Here is a 25,840-nt window from a genome sequence, read left to right as displayed (position 1 = left end):
GTTCACATCTGTGTCCAAAATGCTAACCTCCTCGTAGCAATAGATAATCATCGATTTATTAAAATAATTATCAACTGAGAGTGGAATATGGATCAGATAGCCGCCATGCGCACCTTCATCAAGGTGGTGGAGTGCCAGAGCTTTACCAAGGCCGCCCACCAGCTCGGGATCTCGGTCGCCATGACGTCCAAGCTGATGCAGCAGCTCGAGGAGTCGCTGTCGACCCGGCTGCTGTCGCGCACCACCCGCCAGGTCAACCCCACAGAGGCGGGCCAGTTCTACTACCAGCGTTCCCTGGCCCTGCTGGCGGAGCTCGAGGAGACCCACAGCCAGCTCACCCACAACAACCAGCAGCCCCAGGGCACCCTCAAGCTCTCGGTGCCCATGGATTTCGGCTACCTGCACCTCTCCCCCGCCCTGCCGCTGTTTCGCGAGCGCTACCCGGACTTGAAGCTCGAGATTGAGTACAGCGACCGGCGGGTGGCCCTGGTGGAGGAGGGGTTCGATCTGGCCCTGCGCATCGGCAACCTGCCGGACTCCTCCCTGGTGGCCAAGCCGCTCGCCATGATGAAGATGGTGGTGTGCGCCAGCCCCGACTACCTGGCCCGCCGGGGCACCCCCAGGACCCCGGAGGATCTCAAGCAGCACGACTGCCTCATCTACACCCTGACCCAGCCGGACTGGGTCTTCAAACGGGATGGGGAGCAACAGAGCATTCGCCCCCAGGGGCCCCTTCGCGCCAACAACGGGGTGGCCCTGACCCGGGCCGCCTGCGACCACCAGGGCATCATACTGCAGCCCACCTTCATCGTCGGTGACGCGCTGCGCTCGGGGGCGCTGGTGCCCCTGCTGCCGGAGTGGGAGAAGGGGCAGGTGGGGCTCTACGCCCTCTATCCGCACCGCCGCTTCGTCTCGGCCAAGGTGCGCTGCTTCATCGAGTTCGTGCAGGAGCGCTACCTGGCGCCCCACTACTGGGACAGGGAGACCTGAGCCCGGGCTCAGGGAGTGGGCATCAGCTCGGCCACCAACAGGAGTTCGGTCATCGTCAGCTGCCAGCGCGGCAGGCGCTGGCGCAAGGCGGCGAGCTCGGCCTCTCCCAGCGCATAGGGCAGGGTGATGTGCAGGCAGTGGCAGTCGAGCATGGCTGCCAGTTGCAGGATCAGGGCGAGGTTCGCCTCGTCGCTCTTGTGCCTGTTGATGCGCTTGCCGAGCTCGTGGCGAAAATGGGTCTCGGGATCCTGGGTCATCGCCTGCCAGCCGTAGCCAAAGAGCGGGATGAAGGCGCTGACGATGCCGAGGGCGGTGAGGGGCCGTTTGGGCGGGTGATAGAGGGCGTTGAGATCCAGCAGGATGGGGCTTTGATGGGGCTCACGACTGCCGGATAAAATAGTATTGCTCATTGGATTACCCTGTTGATTCCTCTAGACTTCGCCGCATCTTTGACCCGACATGCCAACGAGGTGCTGATGCTAAGCGATATCGAGATCTCCCGCCAGTCCCCCCGCCTGCCCATCGCCGAGGTGGCAGCACAGCTCGGCATAGCGGCCGCCCATCTCCACCCCCACGGCCATTACAAGGGCAAACTCGACCTCGCGCTGCTCGATCACGCCCCCGCCCGCGAGCCCGGCAAGCTGGTGCTGGTGAGCGCCATCACCCCGACCCCCCTCGGGGAGGGCAAGACGGTCACCACGATCGGGCTCTCCATGGGGCTCAACCACATCGGCCAGTCCGGCATCGCCACCATACGCCAGCCGAGCCTCGGCCCCGTGTTCGGGGTCAAGGGAGGCGCCGCCGGGGGTGGCATGGCCCAGGTGGTGCCGATGGAGGAGATGAACCTCCACCTCACCGGGGATTTTCACGCCCTCACCGCCGCCCACAACCTGGCCGCAGCCGCCCTCGATGCCCGCCTGTTCCACGAGCAGAAACTCGGGGAGGCGTTCACCCCCAACACCGGGCTGGCGCGCCTGGATATCGACCCGGCCAACATCCTCTGGCCGCGCGCCCTGGACATGAATGACAGGGCCCTGCGCCACCTCACCCTCGGTCAGGGGGGCGTCGCCGACGGTGTCGAGCGCCCCGATCGCTTCGTCATCACCGCCGCCTCCGAGCTGATGGCCATTCTGGCCCTGGCGAGCGATCTCAAGGACTTGCGCGCGCGCATCGGCCGCATCCAGCTCGCCCTCGACCTTCGCGGCCAACCCGTGACCGCCGAGCAGCTGGAAGTGGCGGGGGCCATGACGGTGCTGCTCAAAGACGCCCTGCAACCCACCCTGATGCAGACCACGGAGCAGACCCCGGTGCTGGTCCACGCCGGCCCCTTTGCCAACATCGCCCACGGCAACTCCTCCGTCATCGCCGATCGCATGGCCCTGGGCCTGGCCGACTATGTGGTGACCGAGGCGGGGTTCGGCTCCGACATGGGGCTGGAGAAGTTCTTCAACATCAAGTATCGCCAGTCCGGCCTCGCCCCCGCCTGCGTGGTGCTGGTGGCCACGGTGCGCGGCCTCAAGGCCAACAGCGGCCTGCTCGACATCCGCCCGGGCCAGTGCCTGCCAGCCAGCCTGCTGGGGGAAGATCTGCCCACCCTGAAAGCGGGCTGCGCCAACCTCGCCTGGCATATCCAGAACGCCCGCCGCTACGGGGTGCCCGTGGTGGTGGCCATCAACCGCTTCCCGAGCGACAGCGACGCCGAGCTGGCCCTGCTGGCAGAGGAGGCGCGCCGCGCCGGGGCCTGCGACGTCGCCCTCTCCCAAGCCTTCACCCAAGGGGGGGCGGGCGCCGCGGATCTGGCCCGCGCCGTGGTGACGGCCTGCGAGCAGCCGAGTGAGGTCAGGCTGCTCTACCCCGACGAGGCGAGCCTCGCCGCCAAGCTCGCCACCCTGGTGGAGTGCGGTTACGGCGGGCGCGGCGTGCAACTGTCGGACAAGGCGCGCCGGCAGCTGGCCAGTCTCTCGGCCGATGGCTGGGATCACCTGCCGGTCTGCGTGGCCAAGACGCCGCTGTCCATCAGCCATGACCCCGCCCTCAAGGGCGTGCCGACGGACTTCGAGGTGCCCGTCGAGGAGGTGCGGCTCTGCGCCGGCGCCGGCTTCGTCTATGCCCTGGCGGGCCCCGTCATGACCATGCCGGGCCTGGGCAGCCTGCCGGCCTACCGTCATATCGATATCGACGACGACGGTGAGATAGTCGGATTGAGCTAAATGATCGGATAAACAGTCTGGCGCCGGCCGATTACGCTGCACTAATCGACCCTACGATCAACAAACCAGCCAGAAACGACAAGGCCCCGCCAATTGGCGGGGCCTTCTGTTATCTGCCGAACAAGGCTTACAGGGTAAAACGCTGGGTCATATGGTGCAGCGAGGTGGCCAGCTTGCTCAGCTCGACGCAGGCCTGGGCGGTCTGCTGTGCCCCCAGGGCGTTCTCGTCGGCGGCGGCATGGATATTGACGATGCTGCGGTTGAGCTCCTCGGTGACCGCATTCTGCTGTTCGGTGGCGGTGGCGATCAGGGTGTTCATGTCGGTGATCTGGGTGACGGCACCGTTGATGCTGTCGATGCTGCCCCCCGCCTCCCGGGCCAGCTCGACGCTCTCCTGCATCTGCTGGCGGCTCAGCTGCATGGCGTTGCCCGCCTCGGCGGTGCGCTCCTGCAGCACCTCGATCATCTTGCTGATCTCGGCGGTGGACGCCTGGGTGCGCTGGGCCAGACTGCGCACCTCGTCCGCGACGACCGCAAAGCCTCGCCCCTGCTCGCCAGCCCGGGCCGCCTCGATGGCCGCGTTGAGGGCCAGCAGATTGGTCTGCTCGGCGATGCCGCGAATGACGTCAAGCACCATGCTGATGCTGGCGCTGTCGGTCTCCAGTTGCTGCACCACGGCCCCCGCCTGCTCTATCTGGCGGGAGACCTGCTCTATGCTGCCAATGGCGCCACGCACCACCTCGTTGCCCTGGGCCGAGGTACGGGAAGCCTGCTTGGCCGCGCCCATGGCGTCCGTGGTGTTGCGGGCCACCTCATTGACAGTGGACTGCATCTCGTTCATGGCGGTGGCCACCTGGGAGACCTCGCTCTGCTGGCTGGCCATGCCCTTGGCGGACTGCTCGGAGATGGCGCTCACCTCCTCCACCGCGCTGCTGAGCTGGCTCACCGAACCCGCGATCTCGCTCACCAGGCTAGCCAGCGCCTCCTGCATCCGGTCGATGGCCGAGCCCAGCTGACCCAGCTCGTCGCGGTTGAAGCGGTTGCCACGGATCCACTCCTGCAGCTCCCCCTTGCCGAGATCGCCGCTCGCGATGCGCTGGGCCTGGCGGGCCAGCATGATGAGCGGGTCGCGGATCTGGCGGGTCAGTACCACGGAGAGGGCGATCACCAGCGCCAGGCCGATGATCAGGGCCAGGGTGACGCTCAGCTTGGCGCTGTCGAAGGCGGCGACCACCTCGGCACGGGAGCTGACGGAGTAGCCGTGATTGATGCGGATGAGATCCCCCACCGACTTGCTCAGGTTGGTGTAGAGGATCACCCCCTCGGCCATGAAGAGGTGCTGGGCCTCGGCCATCTGGCCTGCGTCCTGCATCTGACGGATGCGCTGGTGCAGGGCGACGTACTTCTCCCAGTCCGCCTTGACGATGTCGAAGGTGCGCCGCTCCTCCAGATCTTCCGCCCAGATGGTGGCATCGTGGGCCGCTATCTGCTGCGCGGCGTCCCGCAGGCTCTTCTCGCTCTCGTCGCGATAGCGGGCCTTCTGCTGGGGATCGTCCGCCACCAGGAAGACATCCAGCTCGTAGCGGCGCAGGGCATTGATGGTCTCGCCCAGGGTGCTGGTACGCACGACCGCGGGCAGAATGCTGTCGGTGAAGCCGATGGCGGCCCGGTTCATCTTGCTGAATTCAAACAGCGAGGCCCCGCCGATAAAGGCCATCATCAGGCCGAGGACGGCAAAGCCGGCGGTAAGTTTCTTGCCTATCGTCATGGTGTTCATGGCATGTCCTGCATGGGGAAAACAAGGGGCATTGGTCGGCGTCGGCCCAAGGGCGCGAGCACCATCACCGCCATCCTTAGCAGTACATAGGGTCTCATCCGTGTCGGTGTACACCAGGGCAACGCCATGCGCTGGCACCGCTGTTGCACCGTGGGATGAGGGCGCCGCACGGCACTGAAAGACCGGCCATCCGGCGACACGGAGAGCCATATCGGCCGGCATTGCCCGGGCTTTAGGATTTTTTCAGAAAAAAACGGGCAGGCGGGGCATACCGGAGCATGCCCCCTGTTGCTAACCCTTCAGGCCGCCGAGAAACTCGGCGCGGGTATCGGGCTGGGTCTTGAAGACGCCGCCCAGGGAGGTGGTGGTGGTGTAGGAGGTGGAGTCCATCACGCCACGGGCCTTCACGCAAAAATGGGTCGCCTTGATGCTGATGGCCACATCCTGGGTGCCGAGCAGGGTCTGCAGCGCCAGCAGGATCTGCTGGGTGAGCCGCTCCTGCACCTGGGGACGGCGGGCGAAGAACTGCACGATGCGGTTGATCTTCGACAGGCCAATCACCTTGCCGCGGGGGATGTAGGCCACGTGGGCAAAGCCGTCTATGGTGACGAAGTGGTGTTCGCAGGTGCTGGTGAGGCTGATGTCCCGCACCATGATCATCTCATCCACCTTCATCTTGTTCTCGATCACCGTCACCTTGGGGAAGGTGGCATAGTCGAGGCCGGAGAAGATCTCATTCACGTACATCTTGGCGATGCGGTGCGGCGTCTCGGCCAGACTGTCGTCGGCCAGATCCAGCCCCAGCGTCTCCATGATGGCGCGCATATGACCTTCGATTTTTTCCTTCTTCTGCTGGCCGTTCAATGCATTGGCCACCAGAGGTGTCTCGAGGCCCTGGGCCTCGAGCGCCGCCCTGACCAACAGGGCTTCCTGGCTTAAGCTCGTCATCTTGTTTCTCTCCCACGCTCAGGGACTGTGCTGGCCTGCGACATGGTGCCGCGGCGCAATCTTACAGGGCGATTATTGTCATAATTCCGGCTAACTCAAGTCCGGCACCCGACTTTATGTCAAACCGCCCCGTTTTGCTCTCTATCCACCTCCCCGTTCGGGGACATAGGCTGAACCCGGACCCGCCCCCACCTGGTGGTGCGAGAGGACTGCCGCCCCACCCCCGGGGGGCCTGCCCCCATTCCCGCACCTTCGGCCTGCCCATTCGGGCGGATTTTTGGGATAATCCGCCCCCTACACACCAGAGAGGTCATGATGATGGGATTCGATACCGGTGCACTCCTCCCCTTGAACAAGGCCCTGCAAGGGATGCTGGAACAACTCAGCTGCTGCTGCGAGACGGAGCGGTTGCCCCTGCCCCAGGCGCTGGATCGGATCCTGGCCGAGGAGATCAGTTCCCCCCTGTCGGTGCCCCCCTTCGACAACGCCGCCATGGACGGCTATGCGGTGCGCCTGGCGGATCTCGCCGCCGGGGCGCCGCTTCCCGTGGCGGGCAAGGCCTTCGCGGGCCAGCCCTATGAGGGGGAATGGCCTGCCGGCCACTGCATCCGCATAATGACCGGGGCCCCGGTGCCCGCGGGCACGGAGGCGGTCGTCATGCAGGAAGAAACGCAGGCGAACGACAACGGGATCACTTTTCTGACTCATCCCCAGCCTGGCCAGAATATCCGCCGCCGCGGCGAGGACCTGGCGCAGGGGGCCAGAGTGCTCGCCAGCGGCCTGCGCCTGAGCCCCCGGGAGCTGCCGCTGCTGGCGTCCCTCGGCATCGCGAGCGTCTCGGTGCGCCGCCCCCTGAAGGTGGCCATCTTCAGCACGGGGGACGAGCTCAAGCCCCTGGGTACCCCGCTCCGGCACGGGGACATCTACGACTCCAACCGTTACGGTGTCAAGGCCATGCTGAGCCGCATGGGCATAGACTGCCTGGACCTTGGCATCATCCCGGACGATCCGGCCGCCCTGCGCGCCGCCTTCTTGCAGGCCGACCGCGAGGCCGACGCCCTGATCACCACGGGCGGTGTCTCGGTGGGCGAGGCGGACTTCACCAAGCAGCTACTTGAGGAGCTCGGCGAAATCGGCTTCTGGAAGCTCGCCATCAAGCCGGGCAAGCCCTTTGCCTTCGGCCGCCTGCCGAGCGCCTGGTTCTTTGGCCTGCCGGGCAACCCGGTCTCCGCCATGGTCACCTTCGATCAGCTGGTGCAACCGGCGCTGGCCAGGCTGGCCGGCCAGCAGTTCGAGCGCCCGCTCCCTCTCAAGGCCACCGCCACCGAGCCGCTCAAGAAGAGCCCGGGGCGCCTGGACTTCCAGCGAGGCATTCTGAGCGCGGGCCCGAACGGCCTCGAGGTGCGCAGCACCGGCTCCCAGGACTCCGGGGTCTTCAGCTCCCTGTCCCGGGCCAACTGCTACATCGTCCTCGAGCAGGAACGGGGCAAGGTGGCCGCCGGCGAGACGGTGACCGTCGAACCCTTCTCGGGGCTGCTGCTGTGAGCGAGATCCTGAGCGATGCCGAGCTCCTGCGCTACAACCGCCAGATCATCCTGAAATCCTTCGACTTCGAGGGGCAGGAGGCGCTCAAGCAGGCCCGCGTGCTGGTCGTCGGTGCCGGGGGCCTGGGCTGCGCCGCCGCCCAGTACCTCGCCGTGGCCGGGGTCGGCCACCTCACCCTGGTGGATTTCGATCGGGTGGAGCTCTCCAATCTGCAGCGCCAGGTGCTGCACACCGACGAGCGCATCGGCATGTACAAGGTGGACTCCGCCGCCAAGACGCTGCGGGCCCTCAATCCCTGGCTCAGGGTTGATACCCACGCCGCCGTCGCCGACGAGGCGCTGCTCGATGCCCTGCTGCCAGAGCACCAGCTGGTGCTCGACTGCACCGACAACGTCGCCATCCGCAACCTGCTCAACCGGCGCGCCCGCGCGCACCGGGTGCCCCTGGTGTCCGGCGCCGCCATCCGGCTGGAGGGGCAGCTCTGCAGCTTCACCTGGCAGGAGGACGAGCCCTGTTACGCCTGCCTGAGCGCCCTCTTTGGCGATCAGGCGCTCACCTGCGTCGAGGCCGGGGTGCTGGCTCCCGTGGTGGGGCTGGTGGGCAGCCTGCAGGCCCTCGAAGCCATCAAGCTGCTGGCCGGCATGGGCAAGAGCTACAGCGGCCGCCTGCTGATGATCGACGGTCTGGGTGGCAGCTTTCGCGAGCTGAAGCTTCCCAAACGCCCCGACTGCCCGGTCTGCTCCAAGCCCTGATCGGCGCCCACAAAAAAGCCGAACCCCGGGGTTCGGCTTTTTTGCATCGCAGTGTCGACATGGCCCTAGAAGATCCCCTTCGCCTTGACCCTCTTCATGCTCGCCACCTGGCTCGAGAGATCCTCGATCAGTGGCTCGGCACCCGGCTCATTCCCTCCAACCTGCCGGCCCGGCTGGCTGGCCAGCCGCTGGATCAGCAGATGCTGCTCGCGGATGAGCCTGGATTGCTCCTCCAGCTGGCGGGAGAGCTGCTGGATGCTGCCGGCCAGGGGCGCCAGATCCGGCTCCGCCGCCGCGGAGGGCAGCTTGCCCGCGATGGCTTCCGCCAGCAGCTCGTGATCGAGCGGGGCCGGCAGCCCCTGCTTCAGCTCGTCCCAGAGCCCGGCAGGCTGCTGCTCGCCGATGCGGCTCACTATCTCGTCCACCAGGTCAGTCTGGGATAGGCCACCTTGTGACTGTCCCAGACGCTGGACTATCTCGTCCACCAGGTGGACCTGGGAGGCGGCGGTCTGGGGCTGCCCCAGGCGCTGGACTATCTCCTCCACCAGGGAGGCCGAGTCCCCCTGCTCGAGCCGGGGGGCCAGCCTGGCCACTATCTCGTCGATCAGGGTGTCGGTCATGGCGGGGGTCGCCCCCTCCCCCAGATCGAAGCCGCAACCGGCGAAGACGTGGCGCAGGGTCGCGAGGTTCACCTGCTCCGGGCCGAAGGCGTTGGCCATCCCCTTGCACAGGCTGGGGGCCAGCACATAGAGGAACATGCCGGAGAGGTAGATGTCCTTGTGAAAACGGCTCTTGGAGAAGTCAAACTCCTCCACATCGTCCTGGATCTTGCGCGCCCGCTGATACCAGCTTTGCAAGATCCCGGCCGCGTAGCGATCAGACTTCAGCGCACCCGGATCCATGAAGATGGAGAAGGTCATGCGCTTGAGTTGACTACTCATCGCCGACCCCGGCCATCACCGGCGCTTCCCGGTACACCTCTTCCTCTTCCGTGGTGTAGAGGCAGATCTCCCGCGCCAGGGCGGACTGGGCGTCGTCCAGCAGCTCCACCCTGTCACCCAGGGTCGGGTAGGCGGCCTTGATGGCATCAAAGATCAGCGACGCCCCGCCGCCGACCAGATAGACCCGGTTCGGGTTCTTGGCGAACTTCTTCGCCTCGTGGGCCACCTGGGAGCCCAGCTCGTCGATCTTGTTCTGCATCTTCTCGAGGATCTTGGGGATCTGGCTCTCGTCGTTGACCACGTCCCGCACGAAGCTCATGTCGTGGCGACGCTTGATGAACTCGTTGGCCACCAGATAGCTGGAGTCGCTGTCCGCCGCCGCCAGCGCCTTGCGGGTCGCGTCGGTCACCATGGAGACGCCGATCTCGTTGTTGCCATAGACGTCGGAGACGTCGTCAAACTCGCCGACGATGATCCCCATGTCCAGGGTGGTGCCGCCGCAGTCGATCACTAGCGTCTTGGTGAACTCGTTGCAGCCGGAGCCGATCAGGCGGGAGAGGGCGGCAGGCAGGCTCTCCGGCATCACCTCCACGCTGACGATGTTGAACAGCTCACCCTTGTTGAGGCTGATGGCCCGCATCAGGTTGCGGCGCTTCTTCTCGATCTTCTCCTCGTTGCGCTGGCAGTCGTCCGGGTTGTAGAACTCGGTGATGGGCAGGGTGACCGTGATGGCCACGTCACAGGGGGTGACCCCGGTCTGCAGCAGGGCATGGTGCACGGAGAGCAGGTTGAGATCGTCGTACTGGTACTCCACGTGGGTGGTGGCCAGGGACTTGTCGGAGGTGGCGTCGTAGGTGTACTTGGTATTGCCTATCTCGTAGTTGTAGATCTTCTTGTCCTTGCGCAAGGCGGCACTCTTCCAATCCTTGCGAAAGGAGTTGGGGGAGATGATGGTCTTGAGCACCTTGTTGTCGATCCAGCTCACCTTGACGTTGGTCGAACCATCGTCGATGGCCATTTTCATTACTTCAGACATGAGGAAATACCTGTTGATAGAGCAAAATGGGTCCGATTGCCTTGCCTTGTGCCAGTGGCAAGGCGATCGGACCAATCCATACACGGGTGATAAGCCTAAGGGGCGACAAGTTTAATGAGTTTCTAAAATCCGGTGAAGCAAATGATTGAACCCGGCGGGATCTTCCGCCGGCCAGGCGTGATGGCCCTCGGGAGTGTGGATGCTGGCGTTGGGCAGAGAGGCGAACTGCTCCACCCGCTTCGCGAGCGGCAGGTAGTCGTGGCTGGTGGAGACGATGGCCACCGGCTGCCAGATGGTGCCGAGACGGGCCCGCACCGACCAGCCGGGCAGCGCCTCCAGCAGCGCCTTGTAGGTTTTCTTCTTGTTACGCACGAAGCGCAGCCGGAAGGTGTGGCGCACCTGGGCGAGCTCGGGACCGGGAAAGAGTTCCCGCCCCAGCCACCAGGCGAGCGGTCGCATGCCGAACCAGCGCAGCCACTTGAGGCGCATGGCGTAGCGCTCCTGCTCCTTGGGGGTCTCCAGCAGGAATTCGCTGAAGCCGTTGACCAGCACCAGCCCCTGCACCTTGTGCGGCAGTCGCAGCGCCAGCTCCAGCGCCACCATGGCCCCCAAGGAGAGCCCCACCACCCAGGCGGGCTCGGCCTGCTCGTCGAGCCAGCGGGCCACGTCCGCCGCCAGGGTGGGCACGTCGAAGGGCCCCTCCTGCAGGCTCTGGCCGTGACCACGCAAGTCCAGCGCCACCACCCGGTAGTGCTCGCTGAAGTGCTCTATCTGGGCCTGCCAGTCGAGACTGGAGGAGCCCAGCCCGTGCAGCAGCACCAGCAGGGGCCCCTCCCCCGCGCTGCGCAGGGCCAATCCATGGGATTTCATTACCTGGTTGCGACGCACCCGTCCTCTCCCTTTTCTTTCGATAGCCGCCTGCCCGTATCGGCCTCAGCCTTCCCCCACCAGGCTCACCGCCTTGACGTAGGCATAGAGCCGCTGCCCGGGCGCCAGATCCAGGCGCCTGGCGGATCGGCTGGTGATCCGGGCCAGCAGTATCTGCTGCCCCAGGGCCAACTGCAACAGGGTTTGCCCCGGCCGCACCTCCCGCTCCCCCAGCAGCCGGGTCTCCAGGCAGTTGGAGAGGCTGGAGTGCTCGATGGGCGCCGTGGCGATCACCAGGTCCCGCGCCGCCACCTTGATCTGCAGGGGGCCCGCCTCGTCGGGGGCATGCTCCATGGTCACCATCAGGATCTGCTCCCCGAGCCGCAGGGTCGCCATCTGTTCGCGCTCGTCATAGTGTGCCAGGGTCGCCGAGAGCATGACCCCGACGTCGTCGCGACTGGCGAGCGACAGGTCGGTGCGGGCGAAGATCTCTTCGGGGGAGCCCTGGGCCTCCACCCGGCCATCCGCCAGCAGCACCAGCCGATCGCAGAGCAGGCTCACCTCCTCCATGGCATGGCTGACGAAGATCATGGGGATGCCGCTCTCCTGCTGCAACCCCTTGAGCACGTGGGCCTGATGGATGCGGCTGCGCCTGTCCAGCGCCGAGAAGGGCTCGTCCAGCAGCAGCAGATCGGGCTCCGCCAGCAGGGCGCGACCCAGGGCCACCCGCTGACGCTGACCGCCGGAGAGGCCGTGGGCGGGCTGCTCCAGCAGCTCGGCAAAGCCGAGCCGCATCGCCAGCGCCTCCGGTTGCCAGCGCCCCCTGCCCTTGCTGGCCGCCAGTTGCAGGTTGCCGAGCACGCTCAGATGGGGGAAGAGGCGGGCATCCTGAAACACCAGCCCGATGCGGCGCGCCTCGGGTTGCAGGGCCGCGAGCTCGCGCCCGCGCCAGTACAGGGCGTCCGAGGAGGCCCGATCCAGCCCGGCGAGGATGCGCAGCAGGGTGCTCTTGCCACAGCCAGAGGGGCCGAACAGACCGAGGATGCGGCAGGGGGGCAGCGACAGCTCGCACGCCAGGGTGAAGGGGCCGAAGGAGCGACGAACGGAGATCTCCAGCGTCATCCGAACAGCCTCCGTTGCCGGCGCTGCAACACGCCGTAGACCAGCACCAGCATCACCAGGGAGAAGCCCATCAGGCCGCCCGCCAGCAGGTGGGCGCTGCGATAGTCCATCGTCTCCACGTGATCAAAGAGGGCGATGGAGAGCACCTGGGTCTCGCCAGGGATGTTGCCCCCTATCATCAGCACCACGCCGAACTCCCCCAGGGTGTGGGCAAAACCCAGGGCCGCCGCCATCACGAAGCTGGGCAGCGTCATCGGCAGGATGATGCGAAAGAAGCGCTCGATGGGCCCCAGCCCCAGGGTGGCGGCGGCCTCGATCTCCTTGCTGCCCATGTTGACGAAGGCGGAGGTGAGGGGCTGCACCACGAAGGGGAGCGAGTAGATGACGGAGGCGATGAGCAGGCCGAGGAAGCTGAAGGCGAGCGGGGTCCCGAAGGTCTGCCGCCACCAGGCGCCGATGCCGTATTCGGGGGAGAACGCGATCAGCAGGTAGAAGCCGAGCACGGTCGGCGGCAGCACCAGGGGGAGCGCCACCAGGGCCTCCACCACGGGGCGCAGTCGGTGCTGGCTGCGAGACAGCCACCAGGCGAGCGGCGGCGACAGCAGCAGCAGGATGCCGGTGGTGCCGGCGGCCAGCTTCAGGGTGAGCCAGATCGCCAGCAGATCCCCCTCACTCATCGCCCACCTCCCGGATACCGACTGACAGGCATAGGAGGCCTCTCAGCACACGGGCATCACTGCGGCAGGACATAACCCGCGGCCTTGATCTGCGCCTGCCCAGGCCCCTTGAGCCAGGCCACCAGGGCGTCCACCGCCTCCCCTTTCTTCAGGACCAGGCCCTGCTGCTCGATGGCTGGATGGAACTGGCTCGGCACCACCCAGGCTTCGCCTGTCTTGCCCGCCTCCACCAGGTTGGCCCAGGCGACGAAGCCGAGCTTCGCATTGCCGGTGTCGACGAACTGCCAGGTCTGGCCGATGTTGGTGCCGGTCAGCAGGCGGTACTGCCTGGGATCGATCTTGAGGTGTTCCAGGGTCGCCATGGCGGCGGCGCCATAGGGGGCAGTCTTGGGGTTCGCGATGGCCAGCTCCCCCTGCCAGTGGCGCAGGCTTGCCTCGTCGGGGGCCGGTCCTCCCTTCTGCCACAGGCCCAGCTGGCCGATGGCGTAGGTGAAGCGCTCGCTCCCCTTGCCTTCGGCTTCCAGTTTCTGAGGGGTCGCCACGTCGGCGGAGAGGAAAAGATCGAAGGGGGCACCGTGGCTGATCTGGGTATAGAGCACGCCGGTGGCTGCCGAGCTGATGACGACGCCGTGGCCGGTCTTGGCGGTGAACGCCTTGCCGATGCGCTCCATGGTGCCCTTGAAGTTGGCCGCCACGGCCACCTTGACCTCGTCGGCCTGCACGGCGGTGGCGCAAGCACTCAGCAACACCACGGATAACAGCTTCTTCATTCCCTTACTCCTGTTGAAACCTGTGCCGGTTTGCAGCCCTGCCGCGGGGGGCCCGGCGGATTCACACCCCTTGTTGCCAGCGGGCGGCGGCGGCGTCGTCGCTCGCTTTGGCCTCGACCCAGCGTTGTACCCCGTCGGCGGTCAGCTCTTTTTTCCAGAACGGCGCCCGGGTCTTCAAAAAATCCATGATGAAGTGGCAGGCCTCGAAGGCCGCCTCGCGGTGGGCGCTGCTCACCGCCACCAGCACGATCTGATCCCCGAGCAGCAGCTCGCCGATACGGTGGATCAGGGTGCACTCCTGCAGCGGCCAGCGCGCTCGCGCCTCCTGCACGATGGCGGCCAGCGCCTTCTCGGTCATGCCGGGGTAGTGCTCGAGGGCCAGCCCCTTCACGTGCTCCCCCTGATTGAAGTCCCGCACCTTGCCCACGAAGGTGACGATGGCGCCGCTGTCGGGGCGGGTGGCGAGACGCCCGTACTCCTCGGCCAGCGAGAAGTCATCCCGCTGCACCAGGATGCGATCGGTCATGATTGCCTCGCTCATCATTAGCCTCCGGTCGTCACTGGAAGGAGCGGGAAGAAGGCCACTTCGTCGCCGCCGCACAACTCAGTGGTGCGATCCACGGTCATTATCTCGCTCATGGTCAGCCTCCGGTCGTCACTGGAAGGAACGGGAAGAAGGCCACTTCGTCGCCACCGCACAACTCAGTGGTGCGATCCACGGTCATTATCTCGCTCATGGTCAGCCTCCGGTCACCGGCGGGAAGAAGGCCACCTCGTCCCCGTCTTTGAGGGGGGTGTCGAGGGGCACCAGGGTCTGGTTCACCGCCACCAGCAGCTTGCCCGCTTCCAGCGCCAGCGCCCACTTGTCACCCCGCTCGCTCAAGGCGGCGCGAAGGGCATCGGCACTGGCATACTCGCAGCACAGGCTGAGCTCGTCGCAGCCGACCAGCTCCCTGACTTGCGCAAAAAACAGTACCTTGATCATGCGTTCTCTCCTGCATTTGCATCCAGCTGGAAATGACCGGACTTGCCGCCCTTCTTCTCCACCAGCCGGACCTGCTCGATCACCATGTCCTTTTGCACCGCCTTGCACATGTCGTAGATGGTCAGCGCCGCCACCGACGCCGCGGTCAGCGCCTCCATCTCCACCCCCGTCTTGCCGGAGAGCTTGCACAGGGTGCGAATGTGGATCCTATTGTGCTCGGGCTGGGCCTGGATCTCTACCTCCACCCGGGTCAGGGCCAGGGGGTGGCAGAGGGGGATGAGATCGGCGGTCTTCTTGGCCGCCATGATGCCGGCGATGCGGGCGGTGGCGAAGACATCGCCCTTGTGGTGCCGGCCACTCAGGATGAGCGCCAGGGTGTCGGGCGCCATGCGCACGAAGGCCTCGGCGCGGGCCTCCCGTTCGCTCACCTGCTTGTCGGTGACATCCACCATGTGGGCCTCACCGCTCTGGTTGAGATGAGTCAGGTTGGGTTGAGTCTGCCTGGGATCGGTCGGGTTCATGGCAGCCCCTCACAGATGGGCGACGAAGTTGCACGGCCTGGTGCGGGCGTCGAGCTGATCCCGGATCAGCTGCTCCCACCCGAGGCGGCAGGCGCCGGTGGAGCCGGGCAGGCAGCAGATCAGGGTGCGATTGGCGAGCCCCGCCAGCGCGCGGCTCTGCATGGCCGAGCCCTTGATCTCGGCAAACGAGAGCTGGCGGAACATCTCGCCAAAACCCTGCACGGTGCGCTCGAACAGCACGCCGACCGCCTCGGGCACCCGGTTCTGCTCGTTGAAGCCGGTGCCACCGTTGATGAGCACCACCTGTACCCCTTCATCGGCGATCCAGTCGCTCACCTGGGCCCGGATGCGAAACAGGTTGTCGGGGCAGAGTGCCCGGTCGGCCAGCACATGGCCGCTCTCGGTCAGGGCGGACACCAGGTAGTCCCCCGAGCTGTCGTCGGCGGCGCTGCGGCTGTCGGAGACCGTCAGTACGGCGATCTTGAGAGGGATGAATTCGCTGTGTTTGGGGGCCATGGGGCAATTCCTGTCAATCATTGACCACGAGAGGATGGGATGAAGGCGCCGCCTGGCCTGGTCGAGGATGCAGGACGACACGCTACCGGGCGGGATTCTATCAAAAGTTGTCTGGCAGAGGGGGTGAAAATCACAGGCCACCGGATCGGCGGGATCCGGTGGCCTGGGTATCAGAAGCCTGGCACGCCTTTCATGTCAGGCAGTTGGTGCGCAATCCCCTTGTGGCAGTCGATGCAGGTGCTCTGACCGCTTGCCAGGTTGGTGGAGTGCATCTGGGCCGCTCGCCGCCCTTGCAGGGAGAAGTCCATGTACTCGAAGTTGTGACAGTTGCGGCACTCGCGCGAATCCGTGTCCTTCATCCGCTTCCACTCCCGCTCCGCCATCTCGCGGCGGTGGGATTCAAACTTCTCGCGAGTGTCCACCTTGCCGGTGATCATGCCCCACAGCTCCTTGGAGGCCTGCACCTTGCGGATGATCTTGTAGGTCCACTCGTGGGGCACGTGGCAATCCGGGCAGCTGGCCCGCACGCCGGAGCGGTTGGCATAGTGGATGGTGTCGCGGTACTCCACGAACACGTTGTCCTTCATCTCGTGACAACCGGTGCAGAAGGCCTCGGTGTTGGACGCCTCCATGGCAGTGTTGAAGCCGCCCCAGAAGATGACGCCGCCGAAGAAGCCCATCAGCAGGATGACCCAGAGGGCCGCCTTCGACGGTGACTTGAAGGTGGTCCACAGACGCTGGACAAAGCCGGGTAATTTCATCTATGGCTCCTCAGTTCAGTGCTTCGTTCACTGGTGTGTTGAAGGTGGTCCAGACACTGGGGACAAGGCTGAGTGATGTCATCGGTAAACTCCTTAGTTCAGTGCTTCGACCGGTTTGAAGGTGTTCTCCACCAGCGGCTTGGCGTCCGCTTGCGGCACGTGGCACTGCAGGCAGAAGTAGCGGCGGGGAGAGACTTCACCCAGGGTCTGACCATCGCGGGTCTCGAAGTGAGTGGGGCTTATCTTGGGCGCCTTCATCTTGCTGGCGTTCTTGAAGCTGTGGCAGGCCAGGCACTTGTTGACCTTGTTGTCCACCTCGTAGTTGCGGGTATCGTGGGGGATCAGCGGGGGCTGATGCATGTACTGGCGATCATAGATGTCGCCGTCCTTGCGGTAGTTCTTGAGTGGGGCCGCGTCGGCCTCGGTCACCAGATCCGTGCTCCCCCGCTCCGACTTGATCCCCCCCGTGCTGTTGGTGATCTCGGGGACGGCCGCCATCAAGGAACCCGCCATCAGGCAGGCCAGCATTGCTCCAATCAGCTTCTTCATTATTTGTTCTCCGACGTTTTCTCTGCCTTGACGGCAAAACCTGTAGTGATTTCGAAAACTTGCTCCGCGCAGACATCGATGCAACGGCCGCAGTTGGTGCACTCCTGAGCCGCAATCAAGGGCCCGTGACCTCGTTTGGCCCCGTGAACCGGGCCGCGCAGTATGGGACGCTCCGGGCAGACCGCATAACAATCCATGCAGTTGCTGCACCGCTCGCGCCCATTGGCTGCAATCTTGACGAACCCCACCCGGTTGACCAGGGCATAGAAGGCCCCCACCGGACAGAGATGACCACACCAGCCCCGCTCCACCACGAAGAGGTCGAACAGGAACAGGGCCGCCAGCAGACCCCAACCCGCCCCCATGCCAAACAGCAGGCCGCGCAGGCTGAGCGACACCGGGTTGACCAGCTCCCACACCAGCACGCCTGTGATGGCCGGGGCCACCAGCACCATGGCCAGCAGCCAGTAGCGGGTGTGGCGGTTGAACTGGCCGTTGCCCTTGAGACCGAGCCGGGCCCGAGCCCAGGCGGCGGCATCCGTGACCAGGTTGACCGGGCAGACCCAGGAGCAGAACACCCGCCCCCCCACCAGCCAGTAACCCGCGAGTACCAGCTCGGCCCCGAGCCACAGGGTGGGGATGGGCCAATGGCCCGCCGCCACCGACTGCAGCAGGGTCAGGGGATCCGTGAGGGGCACCGTCTCCAGCAACTGCGAGCTGGAGAGGTTGCCCTTGAGGATCCAGATGCCCGCCAGCGGTCCCAGCAGAAAGAGCGAGAGCACGCCGAACTGGCAGAGCCGGCGCAGCAGCAGGAAGCGATGCGACCGCCACCAGCCCAGCCGTGCCCGGGCTTCGGCCCCTGGATAACGACTCATAGCCCCTCCGGTTTGCGGGTCGGCAGGGTCAGGCGATCACCGATGAGGGACTTGCCCGCCTTGGCCTTCTCTTCCCAGCCGAGCCGGTAGTGATGGCCCAGCTCCCCCTTGGCGAGCCCGCGAGGCACCACCTTGATGGCCGCCTCCTCCAGCACACAGGCGTGCTCGCACTTGCCGCAGCCGGTGCAGGCCTCGCTGTGCACCGTGGGCAGGAACATGGCGTGCTTGCCGGTGCGCGGGTTGCGTACCAGTTCGAGCGAGATCGCCTTGTCGATGAGCGGGCAGACCCGGTAGCAGACGTCACAGCGCAGCCCCAGGTAGTTGAGGCAGGTCTCGTGGTCGATGAGCACCGCCACCCCCATCCGCGCCTGATCGATGTCCGTCATCCCCTGATCCAGGGCTCCGCTCGGGCAGGCTGCTACGCAGGGGATGTCGTCACACATCTCGCAGGGGACGCTGCGCGCCTCGAAGTAGGGGGTACCCGTGGTCACCGGGGTCAGCAACCGGGCAAGCTTGAGGGTGTCGTAGGGGCAGGCCTCCACGCAGAGCCCGCAGCGCACGCAGGCGCCGAGGAAATCCGCTTCGTCGAGGGCCGCCGGCGGGCGCAGCGCCTGGGCGGGCACCGCCTGGGCCTGCTGGCGCGCCACCGTGCCCAGACCCGCTCCGAGGAGGCCCACGCTGCAGGCCCCCTTGGCGAGGTCGGCCAGGAACTGGCGACGGCTGCGACTCATCCCCCCAGCCCCGCCTTAGGCCTTCATGACCTTGACGGCGCACTTCTTGTAATCCGTCTCCTTGGAGAGCGGATCCGTCGCGTCCAGGGTCAGCTTGTTGACCAGCTGGCTCGCGTCGAAGAAGGGCATGAACACCAGCCCCTTGGGCGGACGGTTGCGACCGCGGGTCTCGACCCGGGTCTTCACCTCGCCACGGCGGGAGGCGACGATCACCTCTTCGCCACGGCGCACGCCACGGGCCTTGGCATCTTCCGGGTGCATGAAGAGCACCGCATCCGGGAAGGCGCGATAGAGCTCGGGCACCCGGCGAGTCATGGTGCCGGTGTGCCAATGTTCCAGCACGCGGCCGGTGGAGAGCCAGAGATCATACTCCTTGTCCGGCGACTCGGCGGCAGGCTCGTAGGGCAGCGCGAAGATCACCGCCTTGCCGTCGGGCTTGCCGTAGAAACGCACCCCCTCGCCCGCCTTCACGTAAGGGTCGAACCCTTCGCGATAGCGCCACAGGGTCTCCTTGCCGTCCACCACGGGCCAGCGCAGGCCGCGGGCCTCGTGATACTGATCGAAGGGTGCCAGATCGTGGCCGTGGCCGCGACCGAAGGTGGCGTACTCCTCGAACAGCCCCTTCTGGACGTAGAAGCCGAAGTGCTCGGCCTCGTCGTTGAGCGCCCCCTTGCTCTGCGCTTTCGGGAACTGGTCGACCTGGCCGTTGGCGTAGAGCACCTCGAACAGGGTCTTGCCCTTCACTTCCGGCATCTTGGCAATCAACTCAGCCGGCCACACCTCTTCCACGGTGAAGCGCTTGGAGAACTCCATCAGCTGCCACAGGTCGGACTTGGCTCCTTCCGGTGCCTTGACCTGCTGGTGCCAGAACTGGGTGCGGCGCTCGGCGTTGCCGTAAGCCCCCTCTTTTTCCACCCACATGGCGGTGGGCAGGATGAGGTCGGCCGCCTGGGCAGTGACGGTCGGGTAAGGGTCGGACACCACGATGAAGTTGGCCGGGTTGCGATAGCCGGGCAGCCCCTCCTCGTTCATGTTCGGGCCGGCCTGCATGTTGTTGTTGCACATCACCCAGTAGGCGTTGAGCTTGCCGTCTTTGAGCATGCGGTTCTGCAGCACGGCGTGGTAGCCCACCTGCTCGGGGATGGTGCCTTCCGGCAGCTTCCAGATCTTCTCGGCGATGGCGCGGTGTTTGGGATCCGTCACCACCATGTCGGCGGGCAGGCGGTGGGCGAAGGTGCCCACCTCACGGGCGGTGCCGCAGGCGGAGGGCTGGCCGGTCAGGGAGAAGGGACCGGAGCCCGGCTGGGAGATCTTGCCGGTCAGCAGGTGGATGTTGTAGCAGAGGTTGTTCGCCCAGACGCCGCGGGTGTGCTGGTTGAACCCCATGGTCCAGTAGGAGACCACCTTCTTGCTCGGGTCGGCATAGAGCTGGGCCAGCTTCTCGAGCTTGTCCTTGGGCACGCCGGAGAGCTTGGAGACGGACTCCAGATCGTAATCCGCCACGAATTTCGCGAAGTCGTCGAAGCTCATGGGGGTGGAGTCGCCGTTGTCCGGGTTCTTGGCCTTCTGCTGCAGCGGGTTGGTGGGACGCAGGCCGTAGCCGATGTCCGTGGTCCCCTTGCGGAACTGGGTATGCTTGTTGACGAACTCCCAGTTCACCTTGTCGTTCTGGATAATGTAGTTGGCGATGTAGTTGAGGATCGCGAGATCGGTCTGCGGGGTGAACACCATGCCGTTGTCCGCCAGCTCGAAGCTGCGGTGCTCGAAGGTGGAGAGCACGTGCACCTGCACATCTTGGTGGGACAAACGGCGATCGGAGATGCGTGACCAGAGGATGGGGTGCATCTCGGCCATGTTGGAGCCCCAGAGCACGAAGGCGTCGGCCTGCTCGATGTCGTCGTAGCAGCCCATAGGTTCGTCCATGCCGAAGGTGCGCATGAAGCCGACCACGGCGGAGGCCATGCAGTGACGGGCGTTGGGGTCCAGGTTGTTGGAGCGCAGGCCCGCCTTCATCAGCTTGGCGGCGGCATAGCCTTCCCAGACGGTCCACTGGCCGGAGCCGAACATGCCGACGGCGGTCGGGCCCTTCTCTTTCAGGGTCGCCTTGAACTTCTCGGCCATGATGTCGAAGGCCTGATCCCAGCTGATGGGGGCGAAGTCGCCGTTCTTGTCAAACTTGCCGTTGGTCATGCGCAGCATGGGCTGGGTCAGGCGATCCTCGCCATACATGATCTTGGACAGAAAGTAGCCCTTGATGCAGTTGAGGCCGCGGTTCACCGGCGCATCGGGATCGCCCTGGGTCGCGACGACACGGCCTCCCTGGGAGCCCACCAGCACGGAGCAGCCGGTCCCGCAGAAGCGGCACGGTGCCTTGTCCCAGGTGATGGCTGTCTTGTCAGTACTGGTGATCAGGTTCGCCGCCAGGGTGGGGGCACTGACACCGGCCACGGCAGCGGCTGCCGCCACCGCATTGGCCTTCATAAAGTCGCGTCGACTCAGCTTCATGACATATCCTCGCATTGCTTAATCACATCAATGACAGCCATTGTGACGAGCCGCGCTGGCTCAGCTCCATGGCGCTTTTATTGCTTTCATCGGCCTCGTGAACCTTGCAGCCCCGGCCTCCTGGCTCTCTATTCCCTGCCCTCGGCGTCGGCTTCATCGAACTGGTGGTAGATGAGGGAGGCAGAGAGCACCCCCTGCATCCCATTGATGGCATCGATGGCCGCCATGATGGGACGCTGGCTCGGCCCCTCCAGGGTGACCACCAGCTTGCCCTCCTCGCTGACGGCGTGGATCTCGGCCCCCTCCAGGGTCGCGATCTCCTCGGCAAGCTGGTGACGCCGGGAGGGCTGGGCCAGCACCACCAGGCTGGATACGTGGAACTCTTCTCGCTTCATCTCGCTGCTTTCCAACTGGCTCGTCTCTTGTGTCATCTCGGTCCCCCGTCGTGAGGGAGACCCATCCTGATACTGCCGACCGGGCAATCCGCCACGCAGGCACCGCAGCCGTTGCACGACTCGGTATGGACGCTGGGGGTCGGCACTCGCCCCAGCTGGGGGGAAAAACGGATGGCCTGCTGCTCGCAGCTGTCCTGGCAACGCTGGCAGAAGACCTGGGCACTGGCCAGGCAACCGGCCTCGATATGAGCCACATACTCCCAGGGTGTCTGGGTCGTCGGTCGGAACACCGGCGCCTGGCAGACGTCGACGCACTCGGCGCAGAAGGTGCATTCGCCACGCAGAAAGTCGACCGTGGGAAAGCCGCCGTCCCCCTTCACCAGGATCTGCTCCGGACAAGCGGCCAGACAGTCGCCGCAGCGGGTGCAGTCGGCCACGAACTCGTCCCAGGAGACGGACCAGGGCAGTTGTACCCCGGGCTTGGGAGTACTCAGGCGTCCTCGAAACAGGCCGCGGCGTGACAGATTGATCCCATCGGCCATATCGACTCCTCTTCACAGGGGGAGACCCCCTGCGCGGATCCCGTGACTGGCATTTTTAATACCAATTATAAGCGTGGGTGTATATTGCGACTCTCACAAGTCCAGTGATATACCACCTGGGGGATAAACAGGGGGGATTCTTGCGCTGGATCAAACCCTTGGCGCAATTAGGCAAGACAGGGGCAAGGCAAATTACCCCTATGTGAGGATTGCTAATTAATCGCTGGCCATTTGGGCCTGGCGATCGGGGTCAGCCGCCGATGGAGGCCAGGTGGGGGGTCATGCCCGCATTGCCGTCGTGCAGGCGGTGGGTGGCGGCCTTGCCGGTCAGCGCCTGGCGGATCCGCCACTGCAGCGCCTCCTGCTGGTCGTCGGCCGTCAGCAGATCCCGCAACTCCACCCCGTTGTCACCAAAGAGACACAGGTGCAGCTTGCCCACGGAGGAGACCCGCAGCCGGTTGCAGCCGGCGCAGAAGTCCTTGCTGTAGGGCATGATGAGCCCCACTCCCCCCATTGACTCAGGATGCATAAACACCTGGGCGGGGCCGTCGTCCGGGCCGCGCAGCTGCTGTACCCAGCCCGTCTCCAGCAAGCGCTGCTTGATGAGATCCCCGCTGGTGTGGCGGTCGCGAAACAGGGTGTCCATCTCGCCGGTCTGCATCAGCTCGATGAATCGCAGCTCGATGGGTTTGTCCCGGATCCAGGCCAGGAAGGCATCCAGCTGGTGGTCGTTGAGCCCCTTGAGCAAGACCGCATTGATCTTGACCGACTTGAAGCCGACGGCCAGGGCAGCGTCTATGCCCGCCATCACCTCCGCCAGCTTGTTCTCGCCGGTGATCTGGTGAAACTGGCGGGGATCCAGGCTGTCGACGCTGACGTTGAGGGCGGTCAGCCCCGCATCGAACCACTCCCGGGCCCGCTCCTTCAGGCGGTAGCCGTTGGTGGTCATGGCCACCTTCTCGATGCCGGGCGTACTGGCGACCGTCTCTATGATGGCGGTGAAGTCGCGGCGCAGGGAGGGCTCGCCACCGGTCAGACGCACCTTGCGCGTCCCCATGGCGGCAAAGCCGGAGACGACGCGGCGGATCTCCTCCAGGGAGAGAAAGGACTTGCGCGCCTCCGAGGGGCGATAGCCGTCCGGCAGGCAGTAGGTACAACGAAAATTGCACACGTCGGTGACCGACAGGCGCAAATAGTAAAAGCGACGGGAAAAACCATCTTCAAGTGGCAACATAAACACCTTTCCAAATACGGGAGGCCAGGGCATTTCTTTCCTGACCCTTTCAGCTCGAACATCGGCTGACGGCGATCTCCCCCTATCTCAATGACTTAGGCAAAACCGCTCGGAGTTCATCTAGTTTTTCGATGCTAGCACAACTTGGAGTACACTCCCATGCTACTTTGTGGGGTCTTCATCGGTGTAAGGGGAGCCAGTCGGCATGGGAAAATGGTTCAGAGTGCAGTCGGTCAGCAGCGCCATCGGTCGCGCCATGGTGCTGATCCTGTTCATGGCCAGCCTGATCGCCCTGGTGGCCATGGTCACCCTCTTCTATTCGGTGCCGGACGCCAAAGCCATCAACCTGTCGGGCTCATTGCGCATGCAGGCCTACCGGATGGCCTATGAAATCGAGAAGGATCAGGTCGTGCTCGGCCGGCTCGCCCAGTTCGAGCAGACCCTCAATGCCCCCGAGCTGCAGGAGACCCAGCGCTGGATCACGCCCGCCTCCCTGCGCCGCACCTACGGCGAGGTGCTGCTGCAATGGCAGAGGATGCGCGAGCACATCGAGAACGCCACCCCCAGCCGCTACACCGACAACACGGAGCAGTTCGTCGCCGCCATCGACGACTTCGTCAACCAGATGCAGTACCACGTGGAGTTCAAGGTGCGCATGCTGGCCCTGGCCGAGGGACTCGGCCTGCTCGCCATCATCACCATCGCCTGGTGCACGGTGCGCTTCACGCGCCAGCAGGTGGTGGCACCGCTCAATCAGCTGGTCTATTGCGCCCGCCAGATCCAGCGCCAGGAGTTCGATCTGACCCTGCCCCCCCACTGTGAAAACGAACTGGGGGAGCTGTCGGGGGCGTTTGCCACCATGGCCGCGGAACTCGGCAAGCTCTACCGGGAGCTGGAGAGCAAGGTGGAGGAGAAGACCGCCAAGCTGCAACAGGCCAACGACACCCTCTCCTTCCTCTATTCCACCGCCCAGAAACTGCACGCGGCGCCGCTCAGCCGCCGCACCCTGCAAAAACTGCTGGAGCGGGCTGCCGCCCACCAGCACATCGACTACATCCGGCTGACCCGCTTCGAGCACAATGCCATGCCGGTCTACATCACGGGGCGCAAGGGGTGGCCCGGCGATCTCGAGGCCGTGGTGAGCTTCTACCTGCAGATGGACGAGGAGGAGTACGGCCGGCTCGACATGATAAGCGACCATCCCGTCGACGAGCGGCTGATGAAGAACTTCTCCATGCTGCTGGCCCAGGTGCTGCACAAGGATCAGACCCTGCTGCAACACCAGCGCCTGCTGCTGATGGAAGAGCGGGCCGTCATCGCCAGGGAGCTGCACGACTCCCTTGCCCAGGCGCTCTCCTACCTGAAGATCCAGTCCACCCTGCTCAAGCGCTCCTTTGCCAAGGGGGATACCGTCAAAGCCGAAGCGGCCATGCAGCAGATCGACGAGGGGCTCGGCAACGCCTACACCCAGTTGCGCGAACTGCTCGGCACCTTCCGCCTGAGCATCGGCGACGCCAACCTGGGTGAAGCCATCGGCGTCATGCTGGAACAGCTCAAGCCCCAGACCCGGGCCGAGATCGGGCTCCAGTACGGACTGACGGATACCGATCTCGAGGCGGGACAGCACATTCACATCCTGCAGCTGATCCGTGAGGCAGTGCTCAATGCCATCAAGCATGCCAATGCCCGGCGCATTGACGTTAGCTGTGAGACCCTGGCTGATGGTAACATCCAGGTTCAGATTGCAGACGACGGTGTCGGAATAAGGGGCGCAAACTCGGCGGTCAATCACTACGGTCTCAGCATCATGAATGAACGCGCCAGCAAATTGCACGGCCAGCTGACCATCAGTGAGCCGCCTTCCGGGGGCACCCGCGTACACCTGACCTTTCCCACCAGCCTAACAAGAGATGCCTGATGGACGAGATGAAATACAGTGTTCTGGTCGTAGATGATCACCCCCTGATGCGCAAGGGAATTGTGCAACTGCTGGAATTGGAAGATAACATCGACGTGGTCGGCGAGGCGTCCAACGGCACCGATGCCGTGGCCATGGCCAAGGAGTCCGAACCGGACCTCATCCTGCTCGATCTCAACATGAAGGGCCTGTCGGGACTCGATACCCTGAAGGCCCTGCGGGCCGAGGAGATCACCTCTCGCGTGGTGATCCTGACCGTCTCCGATGCCCGCCAGGACGTGGTGGCCCTGCTCAAGGCTGGCGCCGACGGCTATCTGCTCAAGGACACCGAGCCCGACATGCTGCTGGCCCAGCTGGCGGATGTCATGACCGGCAAGCAGATCCTGAGTGAGCCGCTGCGCCCCTACCTCGAGAACATCTACGAGCTGGATCACCTGCAACAAAAGCTGGAGAGCCTGACCCGTCGCGAGATGCAGATCATGCGCGAAATTGCCAAGGGGCTCTCCAACAAGCAGGTGGCCTCCGTGCTCCACATCTCGGAAGGCACCGTCAAGGTACACGTCAAGAGCCTGCTCAAGAAGCTGGAAGCCCAGAGCCGCGTGGAGGCGGCGGTCATGTACCTGGAGCAGCGCAACTAATTCTCCGTCCCGAGCCAGCAAGGCAGCCCAGTGCG

Annotated in this window: 27 protein-coding genes and 1 riboswitch; of the genes, 6 read left to right on the top strand and 21 right to left on the bottom strand. The window is 65.0% G+C overall.

Annotated features, from left to right (window positions below; all coding sequences use genetic code 11):
• Nucleotides 1–87: 87 nt before the first annotated feature.
• Nucleotides 88–990 (top strand): LysR family transcriptional regulator, encoded by a 903-nt coding sequence (locus I6L39_RS13485; protein ID WP_216989919.1) that lies wholly within the window; start codon nucleotides 88–90, stop codon nucleotides 988–990.
• Between the two features lie 8 nt (nucleotides 991–998).
• Here the strand turns inward: I6L39_RS13485 and I6L39_RS13480 are convergent, their stop codons facing one another.
• A complete protein-coding gene (locus tag I6L39_RS13480; RefSeq protein ID WP_216989918.1) occupies nucleotides 999–1,400 on the bottom strand; it encodes a hypothetical protein in 402 nt (133 codons plus the stop codon).
• Nucleotides 1,401–1,466: 66 nt separating this feature from the next.
• On the opposite strand from I6L39_RS13480, the gene I6L39_RS13475 reads away from it, so the two are divergent.
• Nucleotides 1,467–3,200, top strand: coding sequence for a formate--tetrahydrofolate ligase (locus I6L39_RS13475; protein ID WP_216989917.1), 1,734 nt, complete (start codon nucleotides 1,467–1,469; stop codon nucleotides 3,198–3,200).
• A 127-nt stretch (nucleotides 3,201–3,327) separates the two neighbouring features.
• Here the strand turns inward: I6L39_RS13475 and I6L39_RS13470 are convergent, their stop codons facing one another.
• Nucleotides 3,328–4,977, bottom strand: coding sequence for a methyl-accepting chemotaxis protein (locus I6L39_RS13470; RefSeq protein WP_216989916.1), 1,650 nt, complete (start codon nucleotides 4,975–4,977; stop codon nucleotides 3,328–3,330).
• Between the two features lie 291 nt (nucleotides 4,978–5,268).
• A complete protein-coding gene (gene folE, locus I6L39_RS13465) occupies nucleotides 5,269–5,925 on the bottom strand; it encodes a GTP cyclohydrolase I FolE (RefSeq protein WP_042077431.1) in 657 nt (218 codons plus the stop codon).
• A gap of 318 nt (nucleotides 5,926–6,243) precedes the next feature.
• On the opposite strand from folE, the gene moeA reads away from it, so the two are divergent.
• On the top strand, nucleotides 6,244–7,470 hold the full coding sequence (gene moeA, locus I6L39_RS13460) for a molybdopterin molybdotransferase MoeA (RefSeq protein WP_302055621.1): 1,227 nt from the start codon (nucleotides 6,244–6,246) through the stop codon (nucleotides 7,468–7,470).
• Nucleotides 7,467–8,222, top strand: a complete 756-nt coding sequence (gene moeB, locus I6L39_RS13455; protein WP_216989914.1) for a molybdopterin-synthase adenylyltransferase MoeB — start codon at nucleotides 7,467–7,469, stop codon at nucleotides 8,220–8,222. The genes moeA and moeB overlap by 4 nt, the downstream gene beginning before the upstream one ends.
• A gap of 65 nt (nucleotides 8,223–8,287) precedes the next feature.
• On the opposite strand, the gene I6L39_RS13450 is transcribed toward moeB, so the two are convergent.
• From I6L39_RS13450 to moaA, 18 genes are all read right to left on the bottom strand, one after another.
• On the bottom strand, nucleotides 8,288–9,163 hold the full coding sequence (locus tag I6L39_RS13450) for a hypothetical protein (RefSeq protein WP_254203641.1): 876 nt from the start codon (nucleotides 9,161–9,163) through the stop codon (nucleotides 8,288–8,290).
• On the bottom strand, nucleotides 9,156–10,199 hold the full coding sequence (parM, locus tag I6L39_RS13445; RefSeq protein ID WP_245195958.1) for a plasmid segregation protein ParM domain-containing protein: 1,044 nt from the start codon (nucleotides 10,197–10,199) through the stop codon (nucleotides 9,156–9,158). The genes I6L39_RS13450 and parM overlap by 8 nt, the downstream gene beginning before the upstream one ends.
• 111 nt (nucleotides 10,200–10,310) lie before the next feature.
• The gene (locus tag I6L39_RS13440; RefSeq protein WP_216989913.1) at nucleotides 10,311–11,087 is read right to left on the bottom strand and encodes an alpha/beta fold hydrolase; all 777 of its coding nucleotides are present in this window, start codon (nucleotides 11,085–11,087) and stop codon (nucleotides 10,311–10,313) included.
• 45 nt (nucleotides 11,088–11,132) lie between these two features.
• Complete coding sequence (modC, locus tag I6L39_RS13435) at nucleotides 11,133–12,188, bottom strand: molybdenum ABC transporter ATP-binding protein (RefSeq protein WP_216989912.1); 1,056 nt, start codon at nucleotides 12,186–12,188, stop codon at nucleotides 11,133–11,135.
• Entirely contained in the window at nucleotides 12,185–12,865 is a 681-nt protein-coding gene (modB, locus tag I6L39_RS13430; RefSeq protein ID WP_209793569.1) for a molybdate ABC transporter permease subunit, read from the bottom strand. Before modB ends, modC begins: the two co-directional genes overlap by 4 nt.
• Before the next feature lie 56 nt (nucleotides 12,866–12,921).
• Complete coding sequence (modA, locus tag I6L39_RS13425; RefSeq protein WP_216989911.1) at nucleotides 12,922–13,635, bottom strand: molybdate ABC transporter substrate-binding protein; 714 nt, start codon at nucleotides 13,633–13,635, stop codon at nucleotides 12,922–12,924.
• 61 nt (nucleotides 13,636–13,696) lie between these two features.
• Nucleotides 13,697–14,176: a molybdopterin synthase catalytic subunit MoaE gene (gene moaE / locus I6L39_RS13420; protein WP_216989910.1), complete on the bottom strand. Its 480-nt coding sequence runs from the start codon at nucleotides 14,174–14,176 to the stop codon at nucleotides 13,697–13,699.
• A 198-nt stretch (nucleotides 14,177–14,374) separates the two neighbouring features.
• Nucleotides 14,375–14,620, bottom strand: a complete 246-nt coding sequence (moaD, locus tag I6L39_RS13415) for a molybdopterin synthase sulfur carrier subunit (RefSeq protein WP_216989909.1) — start codon at nucleotides 14,618–14,620, stop codon at nucleotides 14,375–14,377.
• A complete protein-coding gene (gene moaC, locus I6L39_RS13410; protein ID WP_042077415.1) occupies nucleotides 14,617–15,141 on the bottom strand; it encodes a cyclic pyranopterin monophosphate synthase MoaC in 525 nt (174 codons plus the stop codon). Before moaC ends, moaD begins: the two co-directional genes overlap by 4 nt.
• A 9-nt stretch (nucleotides 15,142–15,150) precedes the next feature.
• Nucleotides 15,151–15,657, bottom strand: a complete 507-nt coding sequence (moaB, locus tag I6L39_RS13405) for a molybdenum cofactor biosynthesis protein B (RefSeq protein ID WP_209793565.1) — start codon at nucleotides 15,655–15,657, stop codon at nucleotides 15,151–15,153.
• Between the two features lie 170 nt (nucleotides 15,658–15,827).
• Complete coding sequence (locus tag I6L39_RS13400) at nucleotides 15,828–16,418, bottom strand: cytochrome c3 family protein (RefSeq protein WP_042077411.1); 591 nt, start codon at nucleotides 16,416–16,418, stop codon at nucleotides 15,828–15,830.
• A gap of 93 nt (nucleotides 16,419–16,511) precedes the next feature.
• On the bottom strand, nucleotides 16,512–16,967 hold the full coding sequence (locus I6L39_RS13395; protein ID WP_042077409.1) for a nitrate reductase cytochrome c-type subunit: 456 nt from the start codon (nucleotides 16,965–16,967) through the stop codon (nucleotides 16,512–16,514).
• The gene (gene napH / locus I6L39_RS13390) at nucleotides 16,967–17,842 is read right to left on the bottom strand and encodes a quinol dehydrogenase ferredoxin subunit NapH (RefSeq protein WP_216989908.1); all 876 of its coding nucleotides are present in this window, start codon (nucleotides 17,840–17,842) and stop codon (nucleotides 16,967–16,969) included. The genes I6L39_RS13395 and napH overlap by 1 nt, the downstream gene beginning before the upstream one ends.
• The gene (gene napG, locus I6L39_RS13385) at nucleotides 17,839–18,573 is read right to left on the bottom strand and encodes a ferredoxin-type protein NapG (RefSeq protein ID WP_216989907.1); all 735 of its coding nucleotides are present in this window, start codon (nucleotides 18,571–18,573) and stop codon (nucleotides 17,839–17,841) included. The genes napH and napG overlap by 4 nt, the downstream gene beginning before the upstream one ends.
• 15 nt (nucleotides 18,574–18,588) lie before the next feature.
• Nucleotides 18,589–21,078, bottom strand: a complete 2,490-nt coding sequence (gene napA / locus I6L39_RS13380; protein ID WP_042077403.1) for a nitrate reductase catalytic subunit NapA — start codon at nucleotides 21,076–21,078, stop codon at nucleotides 18,589–18,591.
• A gap of 128 nt (nucleotides 21,079–21,206) precedes the next feature.
• On the bottom strand, nucleotides 21,207–21,509 hold the full coding sequence (locus I6L39_RS13375; RefSeq protein WP_042077401.1) for a chaperone NapD: 303 nt from the start codon (nucleotides 21,507–21,509) through the stop codon (nucleotides 21,207–21,209).
• On the bottom strand, nucleotides 21,506–22,015 hold the full coding sequence (gene napF, locus I6L39_RS13370) for a ferredoxin-type protein NapF (RefSeq protein WP_042077400.1): 510 nt from the start codon (nucleotides 22,013–22,015) through the stop codon (nucleotides 21,506–21,508). Before napF ends, I6L39_RS13375 begins: the two co-directional genes overlap by 4 nt.
• A 250-nt stretch (nucleotides 22,016–22,265) precedes the next feature.
• Entirely contained in the window at nucleotides 22,266–23,249 is a 984-nt protein-coding gene (moaA, locus tag I6L39_RS13365) for a GTP 3',8-cyclase MoaA (protein WP_042077398.1), read from the bottom strand.
• Nucleotides 23,237–23,376: riboswitch (molybdenum cofactor riboswitch) on the bottom strand. (Overlaps the previous gene by 13 nt.)
• A 78-nt stretch (nucleotides 23,377–23,454) precedes the next feature.
• Between moaA and narQ the strand changes: the two genes are divergently transcribed.
• Both narQ and narL read left to right on the top strand, forming a co-directional pair.
• The gene (narQ, locus tag I6L39_RS13360; protein WP_042077396.1) at nucleotides 23,455–25,167 is read left to right on the top strand and encodes a nitrate/nitrite two-component system sensor histidine kinase NarQ; all 1,713 of its coding nucleotides are present in this window, start codon (nucleotides 23,455–23,457) and stop codon (nucleotides 25,165–25,167) included.
• A complete protein-coding gene (narL, locus tag I6L39_RS13355; protein ID WP_041212731.1) occupies nucleotides 25,167–25,805 on the top strand; it encodes a two-component system response regulator NarL in 639 nt (212 codons plus the stop codon). Before narQ ends, narL begins: the two co-directional genes overlap by 1 nt.
• Nucleotides 25,806–25,840 lie beyond the last annotated feature (35 nt).

The organism is Aeromonas sp. FDAARGOS 1409, from assembly GCF_019048705.1.
Taxonomy (GTDB): domain Bacteria; phylum Pseudomonadota; class Gammaproteobacteria; order Enterobacterales; family Aeromonadaceae; genus Aeromonas; species Aeromonas sanarellii.
This window is presented reverse-complemented; position numbering and strand designations above follow the sequence as displayed.